Source organism: Streptomyces sp. NBC_00344 (assembly GCF_036088315.1).
In the GTDB taxonomy this organism is placed as follows: domain Bacteria; phylum Actinomycetota; class Actinomycetes; order Streptomycetales; family Streptomycetaceae; genus Streptomyces.
In genome coordinates this window covers 2,357,045-2,374,108 of the sequence record NZ_CP107996.1, presented here as the reverse complement: position 1 = coordinate 2,374,108, position 17,064 = coordinate 2,357,045, and the positions used below count along the sequence as shown (strand labels likewise).

16 protein-coding genes are annotated in these 17,064 nt (G+C 71.2%); 11 read left to right on the top strand and 5 right to left on the bottom strand.

The window, feature by feature from the left end:
- The first annotated feature begins 38 nt into the window (after positions 1-38).
- Together OHS16_RS10580 and OHS16_RS10575 are read left to right on the top strand one after the other, a co-directional pair.
- Positions 39-1,268, top strand: a complete 1,230-nt coding sequence (locus OHS16_RS10580; RefSeq protein ID WP_328536928.1) for an ATP-grasp domain-containing protein — start codon at positions 39-41, stop codon at positions 1,266-1,268.
- Complete coding sequence (locus tag OHS16_RS10575) at positions 1,265-2,521, top strand: ATP-grasp domain-containing protein (RefSeq protein ID WP_328536927.1); 1,257 nt, start codon at positions 1,265-1,267, stop codon at positions 2,519-2,521. Before OHS16_RS10580 ends, OHS16_RS10575 begins: the two co-directional genes overlap by 4 nt.
- A 96-nt stretch (positions 2,522-2,617) precedes the next feature.
- On the opposite strand, the gene map is transcribed toward OHS16_RS10575, so the two are convergent.
- Entirely contained in the window at positions 2,618-3,385 is a 768-nt protein-coding gene (map, locus tag OHS16_RS10570) for a type I methionyl aminopeptidase (RefSeq protein ID WP_328536926.1), read from the bottom strand.
- A gap of 62 nt (positions 3,386-3,447) precedes the next feature.
- Between map and OHS16_RS10565 the strand changes: the two genes are divergently transcribed.
- On the top strand, positions 3,448-3,723 hold the full coding sequence (locus OHS16_RS10565; protein ID WP_328536925.1) for a helix-turn-helix domain-containing protein: 276 nt from the start codon (positions 3,448-3,450) through the stop codon (positions 3,721-3,723).
- A 176-nt stretch (positions 3,724-3,899) separates the two neighbouring features.
- Here OHS16_RS10565 and OHS16_RS10560 read toward each other — a convergent pair whose 3' ends face one another.
- Positions 3,900-4,268, bottom strand: coding sequence for a YkvA family protein (locus tag OHS16_RS10560; protein WP_328536924.1), 369 nt, complete (start codon positions 4,266-4,268; stop codon positions 3,900-3,902).
- Between the two features lie 120 nt (positions 4,269-4,388).
- On the opposite strand from OHS16_RS10560, the gene OHS16_RS10555 reads away from it, so the two are divergent.
- From OHS16_RS10555 to OHS16_RS10545, 3 genes are read left to right on the top strand one after another with little or no spacing between them, the layout of a single operon-like run.
- Positions 4,389-4,832, top strand: coding sequence for a MarR family winged helix-turn-helix transcriptional regulator (locus OHS16_RS10555; RefSeq protein ID WP_328536923.1), 444 nt, complete (start codon positions 4,389-4,391; stop codon positions 4,830-4,832).
- Positions 4,829-6,232 (top strand): MFS transporter, encoded by a 1,404-nt coding sequence (locus OHS16_RS10550; RefSeq protein ID WP_328536922.1) that lies wholly within the window; start codon positions 4,829-4,831, stop codon positions 6,230-6,232. Before OHS16_RS10555 ends, OHS16_RS10550 begins: the two co-directional genes overlap by 4 nt.
- Positions 6,233-6,241: 9 nt before the next feature.
- Positions 6,242-6,793, top strand: coding sequence for an isochorismatase family protein (locus tag OHS16_RS10545; protein ID WP_328536921.1), 552 nt, complete (start codon positions 6,242-6,244; stop codon positions 6,791-6,793).
- Between the two features lie 147 nt (positions 6,794-6,940).
- On the opposite strand, the gene OHS16_RS10540 is transcribed toward OHS16_RS10545, so the two are convergent.
- Together OHS16_RS10540 and OHS16_RS10535 are read right to left on the bottom strand one after the other, a co-directional pair.
- Entirely contained in the window at positions 6,941-8,038 is a 1,098-nt protein-coding gene (locus OHS16_RS10540) for a threonine synthase (protein WP_328536920.1), read from the bottom strand.
- A gap of 135 nt (positions 8,039-8,173) precedes the next feature.
- Positions 8,174-9,520, bottom strand: coding sequence for a glycoside hydrolase family 18 protein (locus OHS16_RS10535; protein ID WP_328540792.1), 1,347 nt, complete (start codon positions 9,518-9,520; stop codon positions 8,174-8,176).
- Between the two features lie 224 nt (positions 9,521-9,744).
- On the opposite strand from OHS16_RS10535, the gene OHS16_RS10530 reads away from it, so the two are divergent.
- The 5 genes from OHS16_RS10530 to OHS16_RS10510 all read left to right on the top strand — a co-directional run bounded on the left by OHS16_RS10530 (position 9,745) and on the right by OHS16_RS10510 (position 14,970).
- Positions 9,745-10,497 carry a GntR family transcriptional regulator gene (locus tag OHS16_RS10530; RefSeq protein ID WP_328536919.1) on the top strand — a complete coding sequence of 251 codons (753 nt, stop codon included), beginning with the start codon at positions 9,745-9,747 and terminating at the stop codon, positions 10,495-10,497.
- Positions 10,498-11,117: 620 nt separating this feature from the next.
- Positions 11,118-11,297 (top strand): SPOR domain-containing protein, encoded by a 180-nt coding sequence (locus OHS16_RS10525; RefSeq protein WP_328536918.1) that lies wholly within the window; start codon positions 11,118-11,120, stop codon positions 11,295-11,297.
- 30 nt (positions 11,298-11,327) lie between these two features.
- Complete coding sequence (locus tag OHS16_RS10520) at positions 11,328-11,765, top strand: (deoxy)nucleoside triphosphate pyrophosphohydrolase (RefSeq protein ID WP_328536917.1); 438 nt, start codon at positions 11,328-11,330, stop codon at positions 11,763-11,765.
- A 131-nt stretch (positions 11,766-11,896) separates the two neighbouring features.
- Complete coding sequence (locus tag OHS16_RS10515) at positions 11,897-12,301, top strand: ATP-binding protein (protein ID WP_328536916.1); 405 nt, start codon at positions 11,897-11,899, stop codon at positions 12,299-12,301.
- A gap of 155 nt (positions 12,302-12,456) precedes the next feature.
- Positions 12,457-14,970, top strand: a complete 2,514-nt coding sequence (locus tag OHS16_RS10510; RefSeq protein ID WP_328536915.1) for a SpoIIE family protein phosphatase — start codon at positions 12,457-12,459, stop codon at positions 14,968-14,970.
- Positions 14,971-15,200: 230 nt separating this feature from the next.
- Here the strand turns inward: OHS16_RS10510 and OHS16_RS10505 are convergent, their stop codons facing one another.
- Entirely contained in the window at positions 15,201-16,970 is a 1,770-nt protein-coding gene (locus OHS16_RS10505; protein WP_328536914.1) for a TPM domain-containing protein, read from the bottom strand.
- Positions 16,971-17,064: the final 94 nt, after the last annotated feature.

Below are 17,064 nucleotides of genomic sequence, written 5' to 3'. Positions count from 1 at the left end.
CTGATTTTCCCCACGAACAGATCGGAGAGGTACGAGAGATGGCTCCGCGTATTGCCCTGCTGGGCGGCCGGCCGAGCGTGTTGAAGTCTGCGGCGAAACTGGGCTGCGAGGTCGTCACGCTCGCCAAGCCCGGCATGTACGACCCGGAGGCCGCACGGCGCTGGTGCGTCGAGGTGGTGGATGTCGACCTGGGTGACCAGCAGGCGGTCATGGCAGCCGGGCGTGCGTTGCAGGCCCGGCTGCCCGTGGCGCGCTTCTTCTCACCCGCCGAGCTGGGACTCGTCGCCGCGGCCCGGCTCAACGAAGAGTTCGCGCTGGGGGGCAACTCCCTGCGCACCGTCACGCTGCTCAAGGACAAGTCGGCGATGCGGAGCCACCTCGCGGGTATCGGACTGTCCCCGGTCCGCTTCCGTGTCGTGCACGGCGCGGGCGAACTGGCCGGCTTTCTCACCGAACTCGGCGGGCCCGGCATCATCAAGCCCCTCGACTTCGGCGGCAGCGCGGACGTCCACAAGGTCGACGGACCGGACCGGGCCGCCGAGGTCTGGTCGCGGGTCGAGGCCGCGGGACGCGAGCGGATGCTGGCGGAGGAGTTCCTCACCGGCCACGAGGTGAGCGTGGAGGGCTTCTCGGCGGACGGTGCGCACACCGTCGTGGCCGTCACGGACAAGCTCCTCGGCGCCGGCTTCGTGGAAGCGGGACACTCGGTCCCGGCACGCGTGGCCGAGCACACCCGCGAGGAGATCGTCGAGCTGACCGCACGGCTGCTCGACGCGGTCGGCCTCGTTGAAGGCCCCTCGCACACCGAAATCATGATCACTGCCGAGGGACTGCGGATCATCGAGTCCCACAACCGGGCGGGCGGCGACAACATCCCCGAACTGGTACGGCTCGCCTACGGGGTGGACCTCGTCCGCGCCACGGTCGCCGTCCCGCTCGGCCTCGAACCCTGGAAGGACGAGGTCCCCGTCCCCCTGGGCGGCGCGGCGATCCGCTTCCTCGCCGCCGAGCCCGGCGTGGTGACGGCGGTCGATCTGCCGGCCGAAGGGCTGGAAGGCGTCACCCTGGGTGTCACGGCCAAGCCCGGAATGGTCGTACCGTCGGTGACCTGGTCCGCCGACCGTGTGTGCGGCGATGTGATCGCCGTGGGCCGGGACGCCGATGAGGCCGTGGCCCGCGCCGAGGCCGCGGCTGCCCGGGTCCGGATCCGGACCGGCCCGGCGCCCGAGACCGCGCCCCGCGCCACCGCACCGGTGAGGACATCATGAACGCAGCCGGCGCCCCGGTGGTCGTCATCGTCGACGCATACGCCAGTTCTCGCTGCCTCGCGCCGCTCTTCCGGGCCCGCGGTTACGACTGCGTGCACGTGCAGAGCACGCCCGACCTCCCCCAGAACTACGCACGCGGCTACCGTCCCGGGGACTTCAGCGCGCACCTCGTCCACCACGGCGACCTGCCCGGGACGCTGCGGGCCCTGAGCGCGTACCGGCCCGTCGCCCTCATGCCCGGCGTGGAACGCGCGGTGCTGCTCGCCGACGCACTGAGCGAGCAGCTGGACCTGCCGTCGAACGGCACCGCACTGAGCGCGGCACGCCGCGACAAGTACCGCATGATCGAGACCGTCAGGGCGGCCGGTGTACCGGCGGTCGAGCAGATCCTCACCGCCGGCCTGGACGAACTCCTGCGCTGGTACGAGAAAATCGGCGGCGGCCAGGTCGTGCTGAAACCGGTCAGCAGCGCCGGCAGTGACGGTGTCTTCTTCTGCTCCGGGGCCGAGGAGATCGGGGCGGCCTTCCGCTCCCTGCACGGCACCACGAGCGTGCTCGGCCAGGAGAACGAGGTCGTGCTCGCGCAGGAGTACCTCGTCGGCCACGAGTACATCGTCAACACCGTCAGCCGCGACGGCACACACCGTGTATCCGACATCTGGAAGATGCATACGCTCAGCGCCAACGGCGTCGCCGAACTGGCCGCCGGCGCCGAACTGCTGCCCCGGCGCGGTCCCGAACAGGAGAGCCTGGTCGAGCACACCTTCCAGGTACTCGACGCCCTCGGCATCGCACACGGAGCCGCCCACACCGAACTCAAGCTGACCCCGGACGGTGCGCGACTGGTGGAGACGGGCGCGCGGGTCTGCGGGGCCGACGTCCACGTGCCCGTCTCGGCAGCGCTCGGCATGAGCCAGCTCGACCTCACCGTTGATGCCTGCACCGACCCCGCGGCTTTTCTGGCCGGAGCCGACGAGGACTACCGTGTCGGCCGCCACGCCCGCATCGTCAACATGGTGGCCCCCCGGGGCGGGACCCTGCGCTCCTACCCCCGGCTGGCCGAGCTGCGCGCCCTCGACAGCTTCCACGACGTGCTCCTCCGCGCGCACCCGGGCGACACGGTGCACCCGTCCACCGACGACTGGACCTTCCCGCTTCGCGTCTACCTCCTGCACGAGGTCGCGGCCACCGTGGCCCGTGACGCGCTGACCACGCGGTATCTGGACGGTGACGGCTTCTACGAACTGGCCTGACCTCCGCGCGTCAGGAGTCTGAGATCGCAGGTCTTCTCGCCGGGCTTCCCGGCAGTGGCCTGCGTCGTCCGCTGCCGCGCGAGAGCGGGTGAAGGGTCAGAGCAGGGTGAGGATGCGGGGGCCGTCCTGAGTGATGGCGATGGTGTGTTCGATGTGGGCGGCGCGGCTGCCGTCGATCGTGCGCAGGGTCCATCCATCGGGGTCGGTGCGGTAGTCGTCGCGTCCTCCGGCCATGAGCATGGGTTCGATGGCGAGGGTGAGGCCGTGGCGCAGGGGGAAGCCGCGGCCGGGTCGTCCGTGGTTGGGGACGTGGGGGTCCTCGTGCATCCGGCGGCCGATGCCGTGGCCGCCGAAGTCGGCAGGCATGCCGCAGTCGGCAGTGCGCGCGACGGTGTTGATGGCGTGGGAGATGTCTCCGATGCGGTGGCCGACGGTGGCTGCGGCGATGCCGGCGTCCAGGGCCTGCTGGGTGGCGGCGATGAGTTCCAGATCGGCGGGACGGGGAGTGCCGACGGTGAAGCTGATCGCGGCGTCGCCTGTCCAGCCGTCGAGTTCGGCTCCGCAGTCGATGCTGACCAGATCGCCGTCGCGCAGGCGGTAGTCGCCGGGGATGCCGTGCACGAGGGCGTCGTTGACGGATGCGCAGATCACCGCCGGGAAGGGAGAGGGGGCGAAGGACGGCTGGTAGCCCAGGAACGGAGAGCGCGCCCCGGCCTTGGTCAGGACGGTGCGGGCCGCTTCGTCGAGTTCGCGCAGGCGGACCCCCACAGCTGCCGATCGGCGGGCGGCTGCGAGGGCCTCGGCCACGACGCGTCCGGCTTCGCGCATCGTCTCCAGTGCCGTGTCGGTCTTGATCTCCACCATGTGCTGTGACTCCCTGCGATGCGACGCTGTCCAATACTTATACCGGTATTAGTATCACGGGCATGGTGAGAGTTCCCTTGACCCCGCAAGAGCGGCAACGCGGAGAACGGTTCGGGATCCTGCTCCGGCAGGCCCGTGGCGACCGCAGCATGGTCGACGTGGCAGCAGCGGCCGGTGTATCCGCTGAGACACTCCGCAAGATCGAGACCGGCCGGGCCCCGACCCCGGCCTTCTTCACCGTGGCGGCCCTGGCCCACGCGCTGGATCTGTCACTGGATGATCTGGCCACAGCCTGCGCAGAGGATGCCGACGGCGCCGACCGCGCCATGTCGGCGTGAACGCACGTGCCACGCGGGCCGGCCGGAGCGGATCGGCGGGCAGTTCCGCGTAGCGCGGAGCCAGGGCACCGGGATCGGAGAAGGGGCTCTGGGTCGTGTAGAAGGCGGCGCCTCCGGGGTGAGTCCGACGGACGGCAGGGCGGGCGACCCCCACTGGCGATCGGCCACGCGTTCGATTACGGAGCCGGCGGCCCCACCGTGCCAAATTTCCCCGGCGGCTGTCCAGGGAGTCCGGGGTGTTCATCGAGCCCGGCGTGCCCGGGGTGCCGTGCGGACACGCGCCTCGCCGCCCCCTCGAGGGAATGCAGCGCGAACAGCAGCACGCCGATGTCGTCCAGCAGGACCGGGTCGGGGAGCAGGTCCACCGGGCTGATGGTGTAGATCAGCGCACCCCAGAAGGCGAACTTGTTCGAGAGCGGGATGCCGGCCTCCCGCAGATACCGCCGGGCGCGGAAGAGGCGGACCGCCAGGACGACCGTCAGCACCAGGGTCGCGAGGAAGGCGAGTGCGGCGAGAACGAGGAGCGCTTCGGTGGATGTGCTCATGGGTCTACGGATGCCCGGTCTGCGGGAGGCCACGCTGGGTGCTCGCTCCGATACGCCTCTGGCTCATGGATGGGCAGCGAAACTTGCAAGGTTACCTGTCGACCTCGTACCGTTGGTGTCATGGTCACCCAGTCATCGGATCCCACCCCCGAGCAGATCGCCGCCGAGCTGTCCGTTGTCCTCGGCAGGGTGGCCCGGCGGATGCGGATGGCGTCGCCCGGTCTTGAGCTGACGTATTCACAGCGGTCGGCGCTCTCCCTGCTGGACCGGGAAGGCCCGTCGACCACTGCCGCGCTGGCGCGCGCCGAGATGGTGCGTCCGCAGTCGATGCGGCTGACCGTCGCCGCGCTGGAGAGCCAGGGTCTGGTGGCGCGCCATCCCGATCCGCTCGACGGCCGCCAGTCCGTCATGTCGGTCACCGACCTGGGCCGCAGCACGCTCGCCGGCGTACGTGCCGACAAGGAGGGCTGGCTCACCCGTGCCATCGACGAGGAGCTCGACGAAGCCGAACGGCGCACGCTCGCCGACGCCGTCGCGCTGTTCGAACGGCTGGTTCAGCGGTGAGGACAGCGCTCGGGGCGGAGCGGCGGTCCCTCACCACTCAGGGCGCCGCAACCGGGTTCGGGGCACGGCTGACCGCGCCGCTGCTGCTCGGTTCTCTGCTCAATCCGCTCAACACCACGATGATCTCCACCGCGTTGGTGGCGATCGGACATGACTTCGGGATCGGAGCGGCCAGGACCGTCTGGCTGGTTTCCGTCCTCTATCTCGCCAGTGCTGTCGCCCAGCCGGTTCTCGGCCGCCTCGCGGACTCCATAGGACCGCGCAGGGTCTTCATCGCCGGGCTGGTGATCGTCGCTGCTTCCGGTCTTGTAGGTGTCCTCGCGCCCTCCTTCGGCTGGCTGATCGCCTCCAGGCTGTTGCTCGGAGTCGGCACGTCCGCGGCCTATCCCGCCGCCATGGCCGTACTGCGCGCGGAGTCGCACAGGCTCGGCACCCCCACGCCCCGTACCGTGCTGGGCCGGCTGTCCTTCGCCGCGCTCGGCAGCGCGGCCGTCGGCCCCACTCTCGGCGGACTGCTGGTCGCCACCTGGGGATGGCGGGGCATCTTCGCCGTCAATGTGCCGCTCGCGCTGATCGCGTTCGGCTGCGCGATGCGGTGGATCCCGAAGGATGACAGCGGTTCCGGTGCCGAACGGGAGCCGGCGGGTCTCGACCCGCTGGGGATCGTGCTGTTCAGCGGCGCACTCACCGCGCTGGTCTTCTTCCTGCTGGGGCTCGCCCATCCGATGTGGTGGCTGCTGGTTCCCGTGGCCGCGCTCTGCGCCGTCCTCACCTGGTGGCAACTGCGCTGCCCGCGGCCCTTCATAGATCTGCGGATGCTCGGCAGGAACCACGCACTCGCCCGCACCTATCTGCGGCACGGCCTCAGCTATCTGGTCATCTACTGCGTGATGTACGGCTTCACCCAGTGGCTCGAGGAGGGGCGAGGCTTCTCCTCGCTCCACACCGGGCTCCTCATGCTGCCCATGTCGGTCACCGCGCTGGTCTGTTCGCTGCTCGGGGCACGCACGAAGGGCATTCGCGCGCCGCTCTCCGTCGCCGCCGTCCTGCTGACCGCGGGCAGCGCATTGCTGCTGTACGCATCCGGTGCCACCCCGCTCGCCGTACTGCTCCTCGCCGGGGCCTGCTTCGGCATCCCTCAGGGGCTGATCGGCACCAGCAACCAGGCCGCCGTCTACCAGCACGCCCCGGCCGACGCGGTCGGTTCAGCGGCGGGGCTGCAGCGCACCGCCCAGTACCTGGGGGCCATCACGGCCTCCAGCCTGATCGGCCTCGCCTACGGGCAGCGGGCCGATGACGGCGGGCTGCATCTGATGGCCGCCGTCTCCGTAGTCCTCGGTCTGGTGCTTATCGCACTGACCGTCTCCGACCGGGCACTCCGCGCCCGCAACCGAAAGTGAGCAACCTCCATGACCGCCACCACCCTTGACCCGAAGACCGCACTGATCCTCGTCGACCTCCAGAAGGGCATCGTCGGACTGCCCACCGTGCATCCGGCCGCCGATGTCATCGAGCGCGCCGCGGAGCTGGCCGAGGCCTTCCGTGCGCACGACCTGCCGGTCGTTCTGGTACGCGTCACGGGCGGCGCCCCCGGCCGTAACGAGGCTCCCGCCCGGCAGGGAACGCCTCCGGCCGACTGGGCGGAGCTGGTTCCCGAGCTGAACCGGCAGGACAGCGACATCGTCGTCACCAAGCAGACCTGGGGCGCCTTCTACGGGACCGACCTCGACATGCAGCTGCGCCGCCGGGGTATCACCCAGGTGGTCGTGGGCGGCATCGCCACGGCGATCGGTGTCGAGGCCACGGCCAGGTCGGCGCAGGAGCGCGGCTACCACGTCACCGTTGCCACCGACGCGGTCACCGACCTCGACACGGAGACCCATCGCAACGCCGTCGAGCGGATCTTCCCGCGGCTGGGGGAGACGGACACCACTGCCGCGATCATCAAGCTGCTGGGCTGATGCAGACCCAGCGGACGTGACGTGACGGGGGCGGGCCGTTGCGCGGGCCCGTCCCCCGCCCCTTCTCCCGAACAGGGAGTTCGCCCCGCCGGCGCCGGCGGGGCCCCGTGCGGAACCGGCGAGTGGCGGAACCGGCGAGTGAAAGTCTCAGGCGAGGCCCGTTTTCAGCCCGGCACCGCACAGCGGTACCACGGCACTCCGTCCCTCCAGCGGCTGCGCCGAGACGGCTGCCCAGCACGCCACGCCGGTCGACTCGACGAACAGACCGCGGGCTGCCAGATCCAGCTGCGCGGACCGGATCCGGTCCTCAGGCACGGTGAGAAAGGTACCGCCGGAGTCCCGTACCGCCGCCAGGATCTGACGGGCGCGCGGCGGGCGCGGAATGGCGATGCCCTCGGCAAGGGTGGGCGCCATCGCGGTCTCCCCCAGCAGGTCGTCCGCCCCGGCGCGGAACGCGTCGGCCAGCGGCGAGACGGCTTCGGCCTGGACCGCGTACAGCGCAGGCCGCTCGCTGATCAGGCCGCCCGCGTGGAGCTCGGCGATCGCCAGTGAGGCGCCGAGCAGCAGAGTGCCGTTGCCCACCGGGACGACGATCACCTCCGGGAGCCGGCCGCCGAGGTCCTCCCAGAGTTCGTAGACATAGGTTTTGGTGCCGTGGAGAAAGTACGGATTGAAGACATGTGAGGCGTAGAACGTGCCGGGTGCGTCCGCTGCCGCGCGGGCGGCCGCGGCGGTGGCCTCGCGGTCGCCGGGTACCGCTACCAGCTCCGCTCCGTGTGCCCTGATCTGCTCGACCTTCTTGGCCGACGTCGAGGCGGGGACGAACACCGTGCAGGGCAGCCCGGCGCGTGCGCAGTACGCCGCGACCGCGGTTCCCGCGTTTCCGCTGCTGTCGGCGACGACCCGGCGGGGGCCGAGCCTTCGTGCCAGCTCCGCGAGCATCACCGCGCCGCGGTCCTTGAAGGAGAGCGTCGGCATCAGGAAGTCGAGCTTGGCGGAGACGTTGTCGCTGAGGGGGACGAGCGGTGTGCGGCCCTCGCCGAGGGTGACGGCTGCCGGGCCCCGCAGCGGGAGCGCCTCCGCGTAGCGCCAGAGTGAGTTGACCCGTCCGGGCAGCGAGGTGAGCTGGACCGCGCCGGCATCGAAGTCCAGGTCCCACGGGCCCCGGCAGCGGGGGCAGCACCAGGGCGCCTGATCGACGGGAGCGGTGATGGAGTCCACGGGACAGCGGTACAGGGTCGTCACCCGAGGAGCGTACCGGCGGGCCCGCAGCCGCCGGCGGGGACTCGGGCGCAGGGGCGCGAGCAGGTCCCCGAAGTGGCTGACCGCACGCACGGACCCGGCCGGCCGCTCCGCGGAGAGGGCCGGCCGCGCACACCGTCAGCGCCGGTTCAGCCCGCGGTCGACCGCGGTCATCAGCTCGCCGTTCGCGGTGTCGCCGTCCAGCGACCAGAACATCGCGCCGCCCAGGCCGCGATGGCGGATGTACCCGGTCTTGGCCGTCAGCACCTGCGGATCGTCGTAGGTCCACAGGGTGGTGCCGTCGAAGAGCCAGGCGCTGCCGTTCCGGTTGTCCCGGTAGAGCTTGTACGTGCCGGAGTCGGCCAGTTTCTTCAGCGCCTTGTAGTCCTCGGATCCGTTCGCCCAGGTCGCCGGTGCGGGACCGCCGGTCACCGGCTGCCCCATGCCGTCGCCGCCGCCGGTCACTCCGGTCCAGCCCTGCCCGTAGAAGGGCATCCCCATCACGAGTTTGCGGGCGGGCGCACCACGCTTCAGCCAGGCGTCCACCGTGGAGTCGGCGCTGAAGTCGTCCCGTGCGTACAGAGCGGACTGCTGGGCGGTGGTGGTCTCGCCCGAGACGTGGAAGTCGTAGCCCTGGAGGTTCACGAAGTCGAAGTCCCGCATCAGCTTGGGCACTTCGAAGCCCGCGTCGATCTTGGCGGGGGCCGTTGGGACGAAGGCGCTGAGGTCGTAGTGCTTGCGCCGCGTCTTCCCGTACGCGTCCAGCCGGGTCCGGAACTCGTGCACCAGAGCGGTGAGGTCCTTCTTGTCCTCGGGGCGGTAAGCGGTGCCGGTGTCGCCGGGGGAGCCGGGCCACTCCCAGTCGATGTCGATGCCGTCGAAGAGACCCGCTGCCGCGCCTGCTCCGCCGCGTCCGCTGTCCAGCGGCAGGTTGCCCTTGATGAAGAGGTCGAGGCAGGAGGAGACCAGGGCCTTGCGCGAGGCCGGCGTGCGGGCCGCGTCGGAGAAGTTGTCGGACCAGCCCCAACCGCCCAGCGAGATCATCACCTTGAGGCCCGGGTGCTCCGCCTTGAGCTCGCGCAGCTGGTTGAAGTTGCCCGCGAGGGGCTGCTCCGCGGTGTCGGCGGTGCCGTTCACCGAGCCCGCCGCGTCCAGCGGGCGTACGTAGTCCGCCCAGGCGTCGGCTTCGCCGGGGACGTTGCCGGTGAAGCATCTGCCGTCGGTGCCGATGTTGCCGAAGGCGTAGTTGATGTGGGTGAGTTTCCCGGCCTGGCCGCTCGTCTCCAGGTCCTTGACCTGGTAGTTGCGTCCGTAGACGCCCCACTGGGTGAAGTAGCCGACGCGCTTGTAGGCGGCGGAGCCCGGGCCGGCGTGACCGCCGTGGCTGTCGTGACCGCCGTGGGCCTGGGCTGCGGGGGCGAGAACGGCGAGAAGAGAGAAGGAGCAGGCGGCAACTGCCGTCCTGACGATGGTTCTTCGACGCATTCGAGGCATGCAGCAGAACGTATTGGTCTGGACCAGAGATGGTCAAGGAAAGCGCCGGAGTTGGCGGCGGGGTGGACCGCCGGGGTGTCGGCTCCGGCTGCCCGGGCTCTGTCGCCGCTCGACGGAACCTTCATCACTTCGAGTGAAACTCTGGCCTTTGCTTGCGAATGACAACCGACGGTTGCCACGCTGTTGCAGTCTGTCAACCTATAGGGGAGTGGCCAGTGACTTTCGGTGAGCAGCCGGCCTATCTGCGCGTCGCGAGCGATCTTCGGCAGAAGATCACCGACGGTTCGCTGCCACCGCACACCAGGCTGCCGTCCCAGGCCCGCATCCGGGAGGAGTACGGGGTCTCCGACACCGTCGCCCTCGAAGCGCGCAAGGTGCTGATGGCCGAAGGTCTGGTCGAGGGCCGCTCGGGATCGGGGACCTATGTCCGCGAGCGGCTGGTCCCGCGCCGGATCGCCCGGTCCGGCTACCGCCTCGCCGAGGGGGCGACGCCCTTCCGTCAGGAGCAGGCCGACGAGAGCGTGCGGGGCACCTGGGAGTCCAGCAGTGAGCAGGACGCCGCGGACACGGATGTCGCCCTGCGGCTCTCGGTGCCCCAGGGGGCGCGGGTGATGCGGACCAGGTACATCTACCGCGACGCCGGCGAGGCCATGATGCTCTCGACCTCCTGGGAGCCGCTGGAGATCACCGGGCGCACCCCGGTGATGCTGCCTGAGGAGGGGCCGGTCGGTGGCTGCGGGGTGGTGGAGCGGATGGCCGCGATCGACATCGTGGTCGACAACGTGGTGGAGGAGGTCGGCGCGCGTCCGGGACTCGCGGAGGAGCTGCTCGCTCTCGGTGGGGTGCCCGGTCATGTGGTGGTGGTCATCTCCCGTACGTACTACGCGTCGGGGCGGGCCGTGGAGACCGCCGACATCGTGGTTCCTGCCGACCGCTACCGGATCGCGTACCACCTGCCGGTGAGGTGAACGCCGGGGCCCGCCCGGCGAACGCCGTGCCCGCACCGCCTCGTGCGTGCCCGGCCGGAGCGGCACGCGTAACACCGCGCGTGTGATCTGACGGTCCGTCATGTACCGGTAGGCGCTCGCGTCCGGGTGGTCACCGCCGGCGGACGCCGCGGGCGTCCGGGCCGCGTCCTGTTCGCCCTCCGCCGGAGGGTTCTCGCTCGTCCTGTGCCCGCCCGTCGATCGTCCGGTCGATGAAGAGCGGGCACAGTCCGGCTCTCCCCGGCCCGGTGAAGGCGACCGGCGTTCAGGGACACTCAGGGCCACCCGCCTCTCCCCGGTCTGCGGTACCGCCTGCGGGCTTCCCGGCCCCGCCCGGTGGGCCGGTCGGCTCGCTCTGCCACTCTCCCGGCGCCGCGTGCCGGGTGCGTGTCGCGGGCCTTCAGCGGCTGGTCCGGCCCTGATGCGGGCGCCGGCTGTCCCGGTCCGGCCGGAGTGAAGATTGCAGAGTGGCCGAATCCGTATCTCTTTGTGTAAACACGTATCCGCTCCGTAAAGGTCAGGCGTACGCTCGGGCATATGCGGACTGCGGTTTCCTGGGGATTCTTGACGACCTGCCCGCCGGCTCACTGTGGGGGCACGCGATGACGGACAGCCCTGCCATGCTGTCGTGGCAGGTGATACGGCAGGACGACAACGGCAATCGGTACCGCGTGGGCAAGTACGCGACCAGGGACGAGGCGCAGAGGATCGCCGACACCCTCGATGCCCGCGGGCACAAGCAGCTCTACTCGGTCGAGCGCATCGGTCAGAGCGTCCAGTAGCCGCGGCGGGCCGCTCGGTACGCTCCCTCCATGACTGATCGGGTAGTGGTGGGCGGAGCCCTGTACGACCGGGGGAGACTGCTCGCCGCGCGCCGCAGCGCCCCGCCGGAGCTGGCCGGGCGCTGGGAACTCCCCGGCGGGAAAGTGGAGCCCGGCGAGAGCGCCGAACAGGCGCTGGTGCGCGAACTGCGCGAGGAACTGGGTGTCGAGACCGAGGTCCTTGAGCGCATCCCCGGGGAGTGGCCGCTCAAGCCCGGATACGTGCTTCAGGTGTGGACCGCCCGGCTGGTCTCCGGCGAGGTGAGTCCCCTGGAGGACCACGACGCGCTGCGCTGGTTGTCTCCTCCGGAGATCAGTCAGGTGGACTGGCTGGACCAGGACCGCCCCGCCGTGGCCCTGGCCGCGCGGCGACTGGCCTCCGGGGAGGCGGATCGCGGGGGGCCGAAGCCGCGGGGGAGCGGCTGTTGACGTGCCGAAGAGGCGCGTCATGTGCAAGGAATGCACTATACAAACAAGTAGATGCGATATGTCGCCACCAGGGCGGGTATGGGCCGAGTGGTCGCGCGCAGCAGAGCGCAGGTTCCCGGCCGTCATGGGAAGTGATCGGCGTGCTCGATGTCGACGGCGAATGCACCGAATGGACATTCCCCGCCGAACCGGACGCCGTGCGTGTCGCGCGCCGGTCGGTGATGGAGACCCTGCGCGCCTGGCACCTCGAAGCGGAGTTCGGGGATACCGCCGTGCTTCTGGTGAGCGAGCTGGTGACCAACTCCCTGCGCCACGCATCAGGTCCCATCCGGGTGGGCATCGGACGGCCGGATCCCGCCACCCTGCGGGTGGAGGTCTCCGACCCGCACCCGGATCCGCCCCTGGAGCGCGTGGCGGGCCCCGACGACGAGGGCGGCCGCGGACTCCAGCTGGTGGCCGGCACCACCCACCGATGGGGCACCCAGCGGGGTACTTCGGGCAAGACGGTGTGGTTCGAGCTGGCTCAGCCTGGTTAGGAGTGTGATGGGACGTCGATCGCAGTGCTCTTGTCCGAAAGCGACTGAGACCGTGCTGTGATCGTGAACGCCGTGCCGGTCGGGTCCGTAGTGCTGAATACTGCGGGAGCCGCCTGGGCCGGTCCGGTGCGTGGTGAGCTGGAGGGGACGGTCGCGTGAGCGATATATCCGGTGCGACGGGCGATGTCGTATGGCAGAGCAGTCCGCCCGGCTCGATCTATGACTACATCAGGGTGGCCTCGTTCTCCATCGGGGCCGACGGCCTGGTGGAGCAGTGGAGCCGGCGGGCCGAGGAATTGTTCGGGGTGCCCGCGCAGGAAGCCATCGGCATCGACCCGGTCAAGGCCTTCATGCCTGCTGAGCTGCGGGGCAGGGGCCGTGGCAGAGTCGCGGAGATCCTGGACGGCAAGGAGTGGACGGGCGTCGTGCCCTTCCGGATACCTGACCGGGGCGGTGCCCAGGGGCTCGCCGAGCTCTATGTGATGCCCAGTGAGACGGCGGGCGGGCAGCGTGCCGCGCTCTGTATCGTCGTGGACGTCAAGGCGCTGCGCCACATAGAAACGGACCTGGCGTCGTCACAGGCCATATTCGGCCAATCTCCCTTCGGCTTCCTGCTGTTCGGTACGGACCTCACGGTGCAGCGGGTCAACCGGCGCTTCGCCGCTCTCTTCGGCGACGACCGGGATCAGCACCGCGGCCGTACCGTCCACGACTATCTGGCCCGCCCCGAGGCCGACCGGATGACCGCAGCGCTCAAGCGGGTCCTGGAGACCGGTGAGCCGGTCACCGAACTTCAGCTGGTCGGCGCGCCGCCCGGGACCGAGGACCGCAGGCATTGGTCGGTCAACCTCTACCGGGTCAACAGTGGATCGGGGCGTCCGCTCGGCGTCGCGGGTCTGGGCACCGATGTCACCCGCAGGCACGTGGCGGCGCGCGAGGCGGCCAATGCCCGGCGCAACCTCGCCCTGCTGAACGAGGCGGGCGCCCGCATCGGGAACTCCCTCGACCTGGAGACCACCGCCCGCGAACTGCTCGACGTCGCGGTGCCCGGCTTCTGCGACCTGGCGTCGGTGGACCTGTACCAGGGGCTGCTGGCCGGCGACGAATCCCCGAAGGGCAGCCTCGACGGCAGCGGCGAGCTGCGCAGGGTCGCCTTCGCGAGCGCCGTGTCCGACATCCCGCTGACCGGCACCGAAGGCGCACCGACGCTGGGCGCCGTGCACCGCTACGCCTTCCACTCGCCGTGCGCCTTCGCGCTGCGCACCGGCAAGGTGCAGTCGGTTCCGGGTGCCGACGGCAGTCCGGTCCGCTCGACGCTCGCCGTGCCGATGGTCGCCCACGACACAGTGGTCGGGCTCGCGCAGTTCTCGCGGACGAAGGGAAGCGAGCCCTTCGGGGAGCGCGACAGGGCACTGGCCGTGGAGCTCGCCGCACGCGCCGCGGTCTGTATCGACAACGCCAGGCTCTACCGGCGTGAGCACGAGCGTGCCCTCATCCTGCAGCGCTCGTTGCTGCCCCCTGGCGATCCCGAGGCGGCCGGGCTCGACATCGCCTGCCGCTATCTGCCGGGCAACACCGCGACCGAGGTCGGCGGCGACTGGTTCGACGTCATCGAGCTGCCGGGCCACCGCACCGCCCTGGTCGTCGGCGACGTCATGGGCCACGGGCTGCGCGCCGCGGTCGCCATGGGTGAACTGCGCACCGCGGTGCGGACCTTGGCACTGCTCGACCTGGAGCCCGCCGAAGTCCTCGAAGCGCTCGACGAGATCGCCCGCGGACTCGGTACACCCAGCGGTGCCCAGCAGGCGTCCCGGGCCGCGCACAAGACCCGCGAGGCCGACCTCTCCGAGGTCTATCTGGCGACAGCGGTCTACGCCGTCTACGACCCGGTCACCCGGCGCTGCACCTTCGCCAACGCCGGGCATCTGCCGCCGGTCCTGGTCGAACCGGGTGAGGAGGCGCTGATGCTCGATGTGCCGCCCGGCATGCCGCTCGGCGTCGGCGGCGAGCCGTTCGAGGAGGTCGAGGTGGAGATCCCGGAAGGCGCGCTGCTGGCCCTCTACACCGACGGGCTGGTCGAGTCCCGTGAGCAGCCGCTGGAGGAGGGGCTGAACGCGTTCCGCGGTGCGCTCACCCACTCCGAGCGCCCGCTCGAAGACGTCTGCGACCATGTCCTCGCCACGCTGGACACCGGTCACGGTGAGGACGACATCGCCCTTCTGATGGCCCGTATCCAGGGCCTGCCGGCCGAATCGGTGGGTGACTGGCAACTGCCGCGCGAGCCCCGCTCGGTGGGCCGCGCCCGTGAACTGGCGCGCGCCCAGCTGGTTTCCTGGGGTCTTGACGATCTGGTCGACACCACCGAACTTCTGGTCAGCGAGCTGGTCACCAATGCCCTGCGGTACGGCGAGGGCGAGATCAGACTCCGCCTGCTCCTCGACCGCACGCTGGTCTGCGAGGTGTGGGACGCGGGTCTGGTCCAGCCGCGCAGGCGCCGGGCACGCGACACCGACGAGGGCGGCCGCGGTCTGCAACTCGTCGGAATGCTCAGCGCGGCGTGGGGCTCCCGCAGGACCCCGCGCGGCAAGACGGTCTGGTTCGAACTGGCGCTCCCGGACGGGGAACCGGCGCCTGAGCTCACGGAGGAGCAGCTGCTGAGCATGTATTAGCTGAAGGCCGGGTTCCGGGACGCCCCCGAGCCCCGTGGCCGCCCATCGTGGTCCCGGCTCCCGCCGTGGCCGCCGCCCGGGGTGCGGGGGGCCTCGGCGGGGAGCGGACCCGGGCCGGGCGCCCGTCCGCCGTGCCTCGTGCCGTCCGAGGCGTGGTCCGGACCGTGCCTCGGACGGGCGGGCCACCCTTCCCGTCCGGCTGTCCGCCTTCCGGATGTGCCGGACACGTGTCAGAACCGGCTGTCCCCGCCCAGCCGCCCCCGGGTGCCGCTACCGCCGAACGTGCCTGGCCCGCTGCCGCCCCCGTAACCGGCGCCTGAGCCCGCTCTGCCGCCCGGCAGCCCGCCGAGGATGATCCCGCCGAGCAGCGCGCCGTCCATACCGGTCTCGTGGCCGCCCACCGGGCTGCCGTCCGGCTTCCCGAAACCAGCTGTGTGCCGGTCCGTGTTCTGATGCCCGCCCCGAGTCGCGTGCCGGTTCAGATAGGCGCGCACGTCGTCATCGGCGAGCCGCTGGGCGTCTCCGGCCAGGGTGTCTGCCTGCTGGGCCTCGCGGAGCGCGCCGCGGGTGTCGTCCCGGGCGGCGAGCGACCGGGACTCCTCGAGACGCCGCTGGGCTTCCGCGAGCCGGGTACGGGCCCGGCTGCCCACCCCGCCGCGGTGGGTGGTGAGGTAGTCGGCGGCAGCGCCGGCCGTGGAACGCGCGGCCAGCGTGGCCGGGCCGAGCAGTTCTGCTGCGCGCCGGCTGCCCGCCTCCTTCCGGTCTGCCCCCGCCAGGGCCTCGTCCAGGGCGGCCTCGGCCCGGATGGTCCTGCGCAGGGCGTCGACCGGGTCGTACCGCCCGTCCTGCCGCTCCCGCAGCACGTCCGCGACGACCGATTCGGTGCGGGCCGTCAGCTCGGCCAGGCCGGAGGCCGGGACCTCGGCGGATCCGCTGCCGAGCAGCCGGCGCGCCTCGGCCAGATCGGTACCGGCCTCGGTGAGAGCGCCGTCCAGCCTGCTGTCCGCGTCCGTGATCTCGCGGCCGATCCGGCCGACCGCGCCGATCAGCGTCGCCGCCTGTCCCACGGCGCCTTCGGCCGCTCGCACGAAGACCGCGGCCCTGCCGTTCTCGGCTGCGATCACGGCCTGCTCGGCCAGGTCGAGGCTGCCGGCCGCGAAGACGAGCCGGTCCTCGGCCCGCTCGATGTTCCCGGCGATGGCGGCGGTGGCGGAGTCCGCCCAGCGCTCGCGCAGTGCGGCCAGCGCCGACCGTGCGGCGCCGGTACGCCCTTCGGCCTGCCGGTAGGCGGCCAGGGCTGCCGTCAGTGCCTGAGGGGCGGTCCGCTGCAGGGCACGCAGCCGGTCGAAGGCCTCCGACTCGCCGTCCAGACGCCGGCCGGCCCCGGTGCACAGCTCGACGATCTCCTCGAGCAGCCGGCGCCGGGCCGCGTCGTTCTCCGGCAGGCGTTCGTCGAGCCGCTGACGGATCCGGAAGGCGGCGGTGAGCTCGTACCTCGCACGGGTCAGCGCCTCGGTGAAGGGCCTCACCGCGTCCTTCCCGAACCGGTCGGCGGCGATGCCGAGTTCCTCCTCGCTGGTGAGGACCGCGTCATCGGTCTCCACCAGCAGCCGCCTGGTCTCGACGTCCAGCAGCGGCAGCGGGCTCGGCGGGACTTCGCCACCGGGCCAGCCCTGCTGCTGTCCGCTGCTGCCCGGCGTGGTCCTGGTCTCCGCTCGCCGTCTCCTGCGGGTGTACGCGTAGATCGCCAGGCCGCCGACGACGACCACCACGGCGAGCGGCACCAGAAGAGCACTGATTCCCATGTCGGCGTCGCCACCCGGACCGGCCCCGGCCCGCGCGACGGGGGCAAGGACCCGCTCGCCCGGGGACGGCGCGCCGGGTCCGTCCGCCGCCGCGGCAGGCGCCGGTGCGACCAGCAGCCACATCACGGCCAGCACAACGGCCGGCGCGGCGAACACGCCGGAGCGCAGCCGGGCGGATATCTCGGGCGGCGTCACATTTGGGAGCGTATGACCGTCGCCCCGCCCCCGCTACCGCAGCGGCGTGACACCTACTCTGTGGGTCCGTACGGCACAGTTCGCGGGGGGTAAC

Coding starts and splice junctions, on each gene's coding strand:
- OHS16_RS10580 (WP_328536928.1), top strand. CDS start 39: ATGGCTCCGCGTATTGCCCTGCTGGGCGGCCGGCCGAGCGTGTTGAAG.
- OHS16_RS10575 (WP_328536927.1), top strand. CDS start 1,265: ATGAACGCAGCCGGCGCCCCGGTGGTCGTCATCGTCGACGCATACGCC.
- map (WP_328536926.1), bottom strand. CDS start 3,385: ATGGTGGAGATCAAGACCGACACGGCACTGGAGACGATGCGCGAAGCC.
- OHS16_RS10565 (WP_328536925.1), top strand. CDS start 3,448: ATGGTGAGAGTTCCCTTGACCCCGCAAGAGCGGCAACGCGGAGAACGG.
- OHS16_RS10560 (WP_328536924.1), bottom strand. CDS start 4,268: ATGAGCACATCCACCGAAGCGCTCCTCGTTCTCGCCGCACTCGCCTTC.
- OHS16_RS10555 (WP_328536923.1), top strand. CDS start 4,389: ATGGTCACCCAGTCATCGGATCCCACCCCCGAGCAGATCGCCGCCGAG.
- OHS16_RS10545 (WP_328536921.1), top strand. CDS start 6,242: ATGACCGCCACCACCCTTGACCCGAAGACCGCACTGATCCTCGTCGAC.
- OHS16_RS10535 (WP_328540792.1), bottom strand. CDS start 9,520: ATGCGTCGAAGAACCATCGTCAGGACGGCAGTTGCCGCCTGCTCCTTC.
- OHS16_RS10525 (WP_328536918.1), top strand. CDS start 11,118: ATGACGGACAGCCCTGCCATGCTGTCGTGGCAGGTGATACGGCAGGAC.
- OHS16_RS10520 (WP_328536917.1), top strand. CDS start 11,328: ATGACTGATCGGGTAGTGGTGGGCGGAGCCCTGTACGACCGGGGGAGA.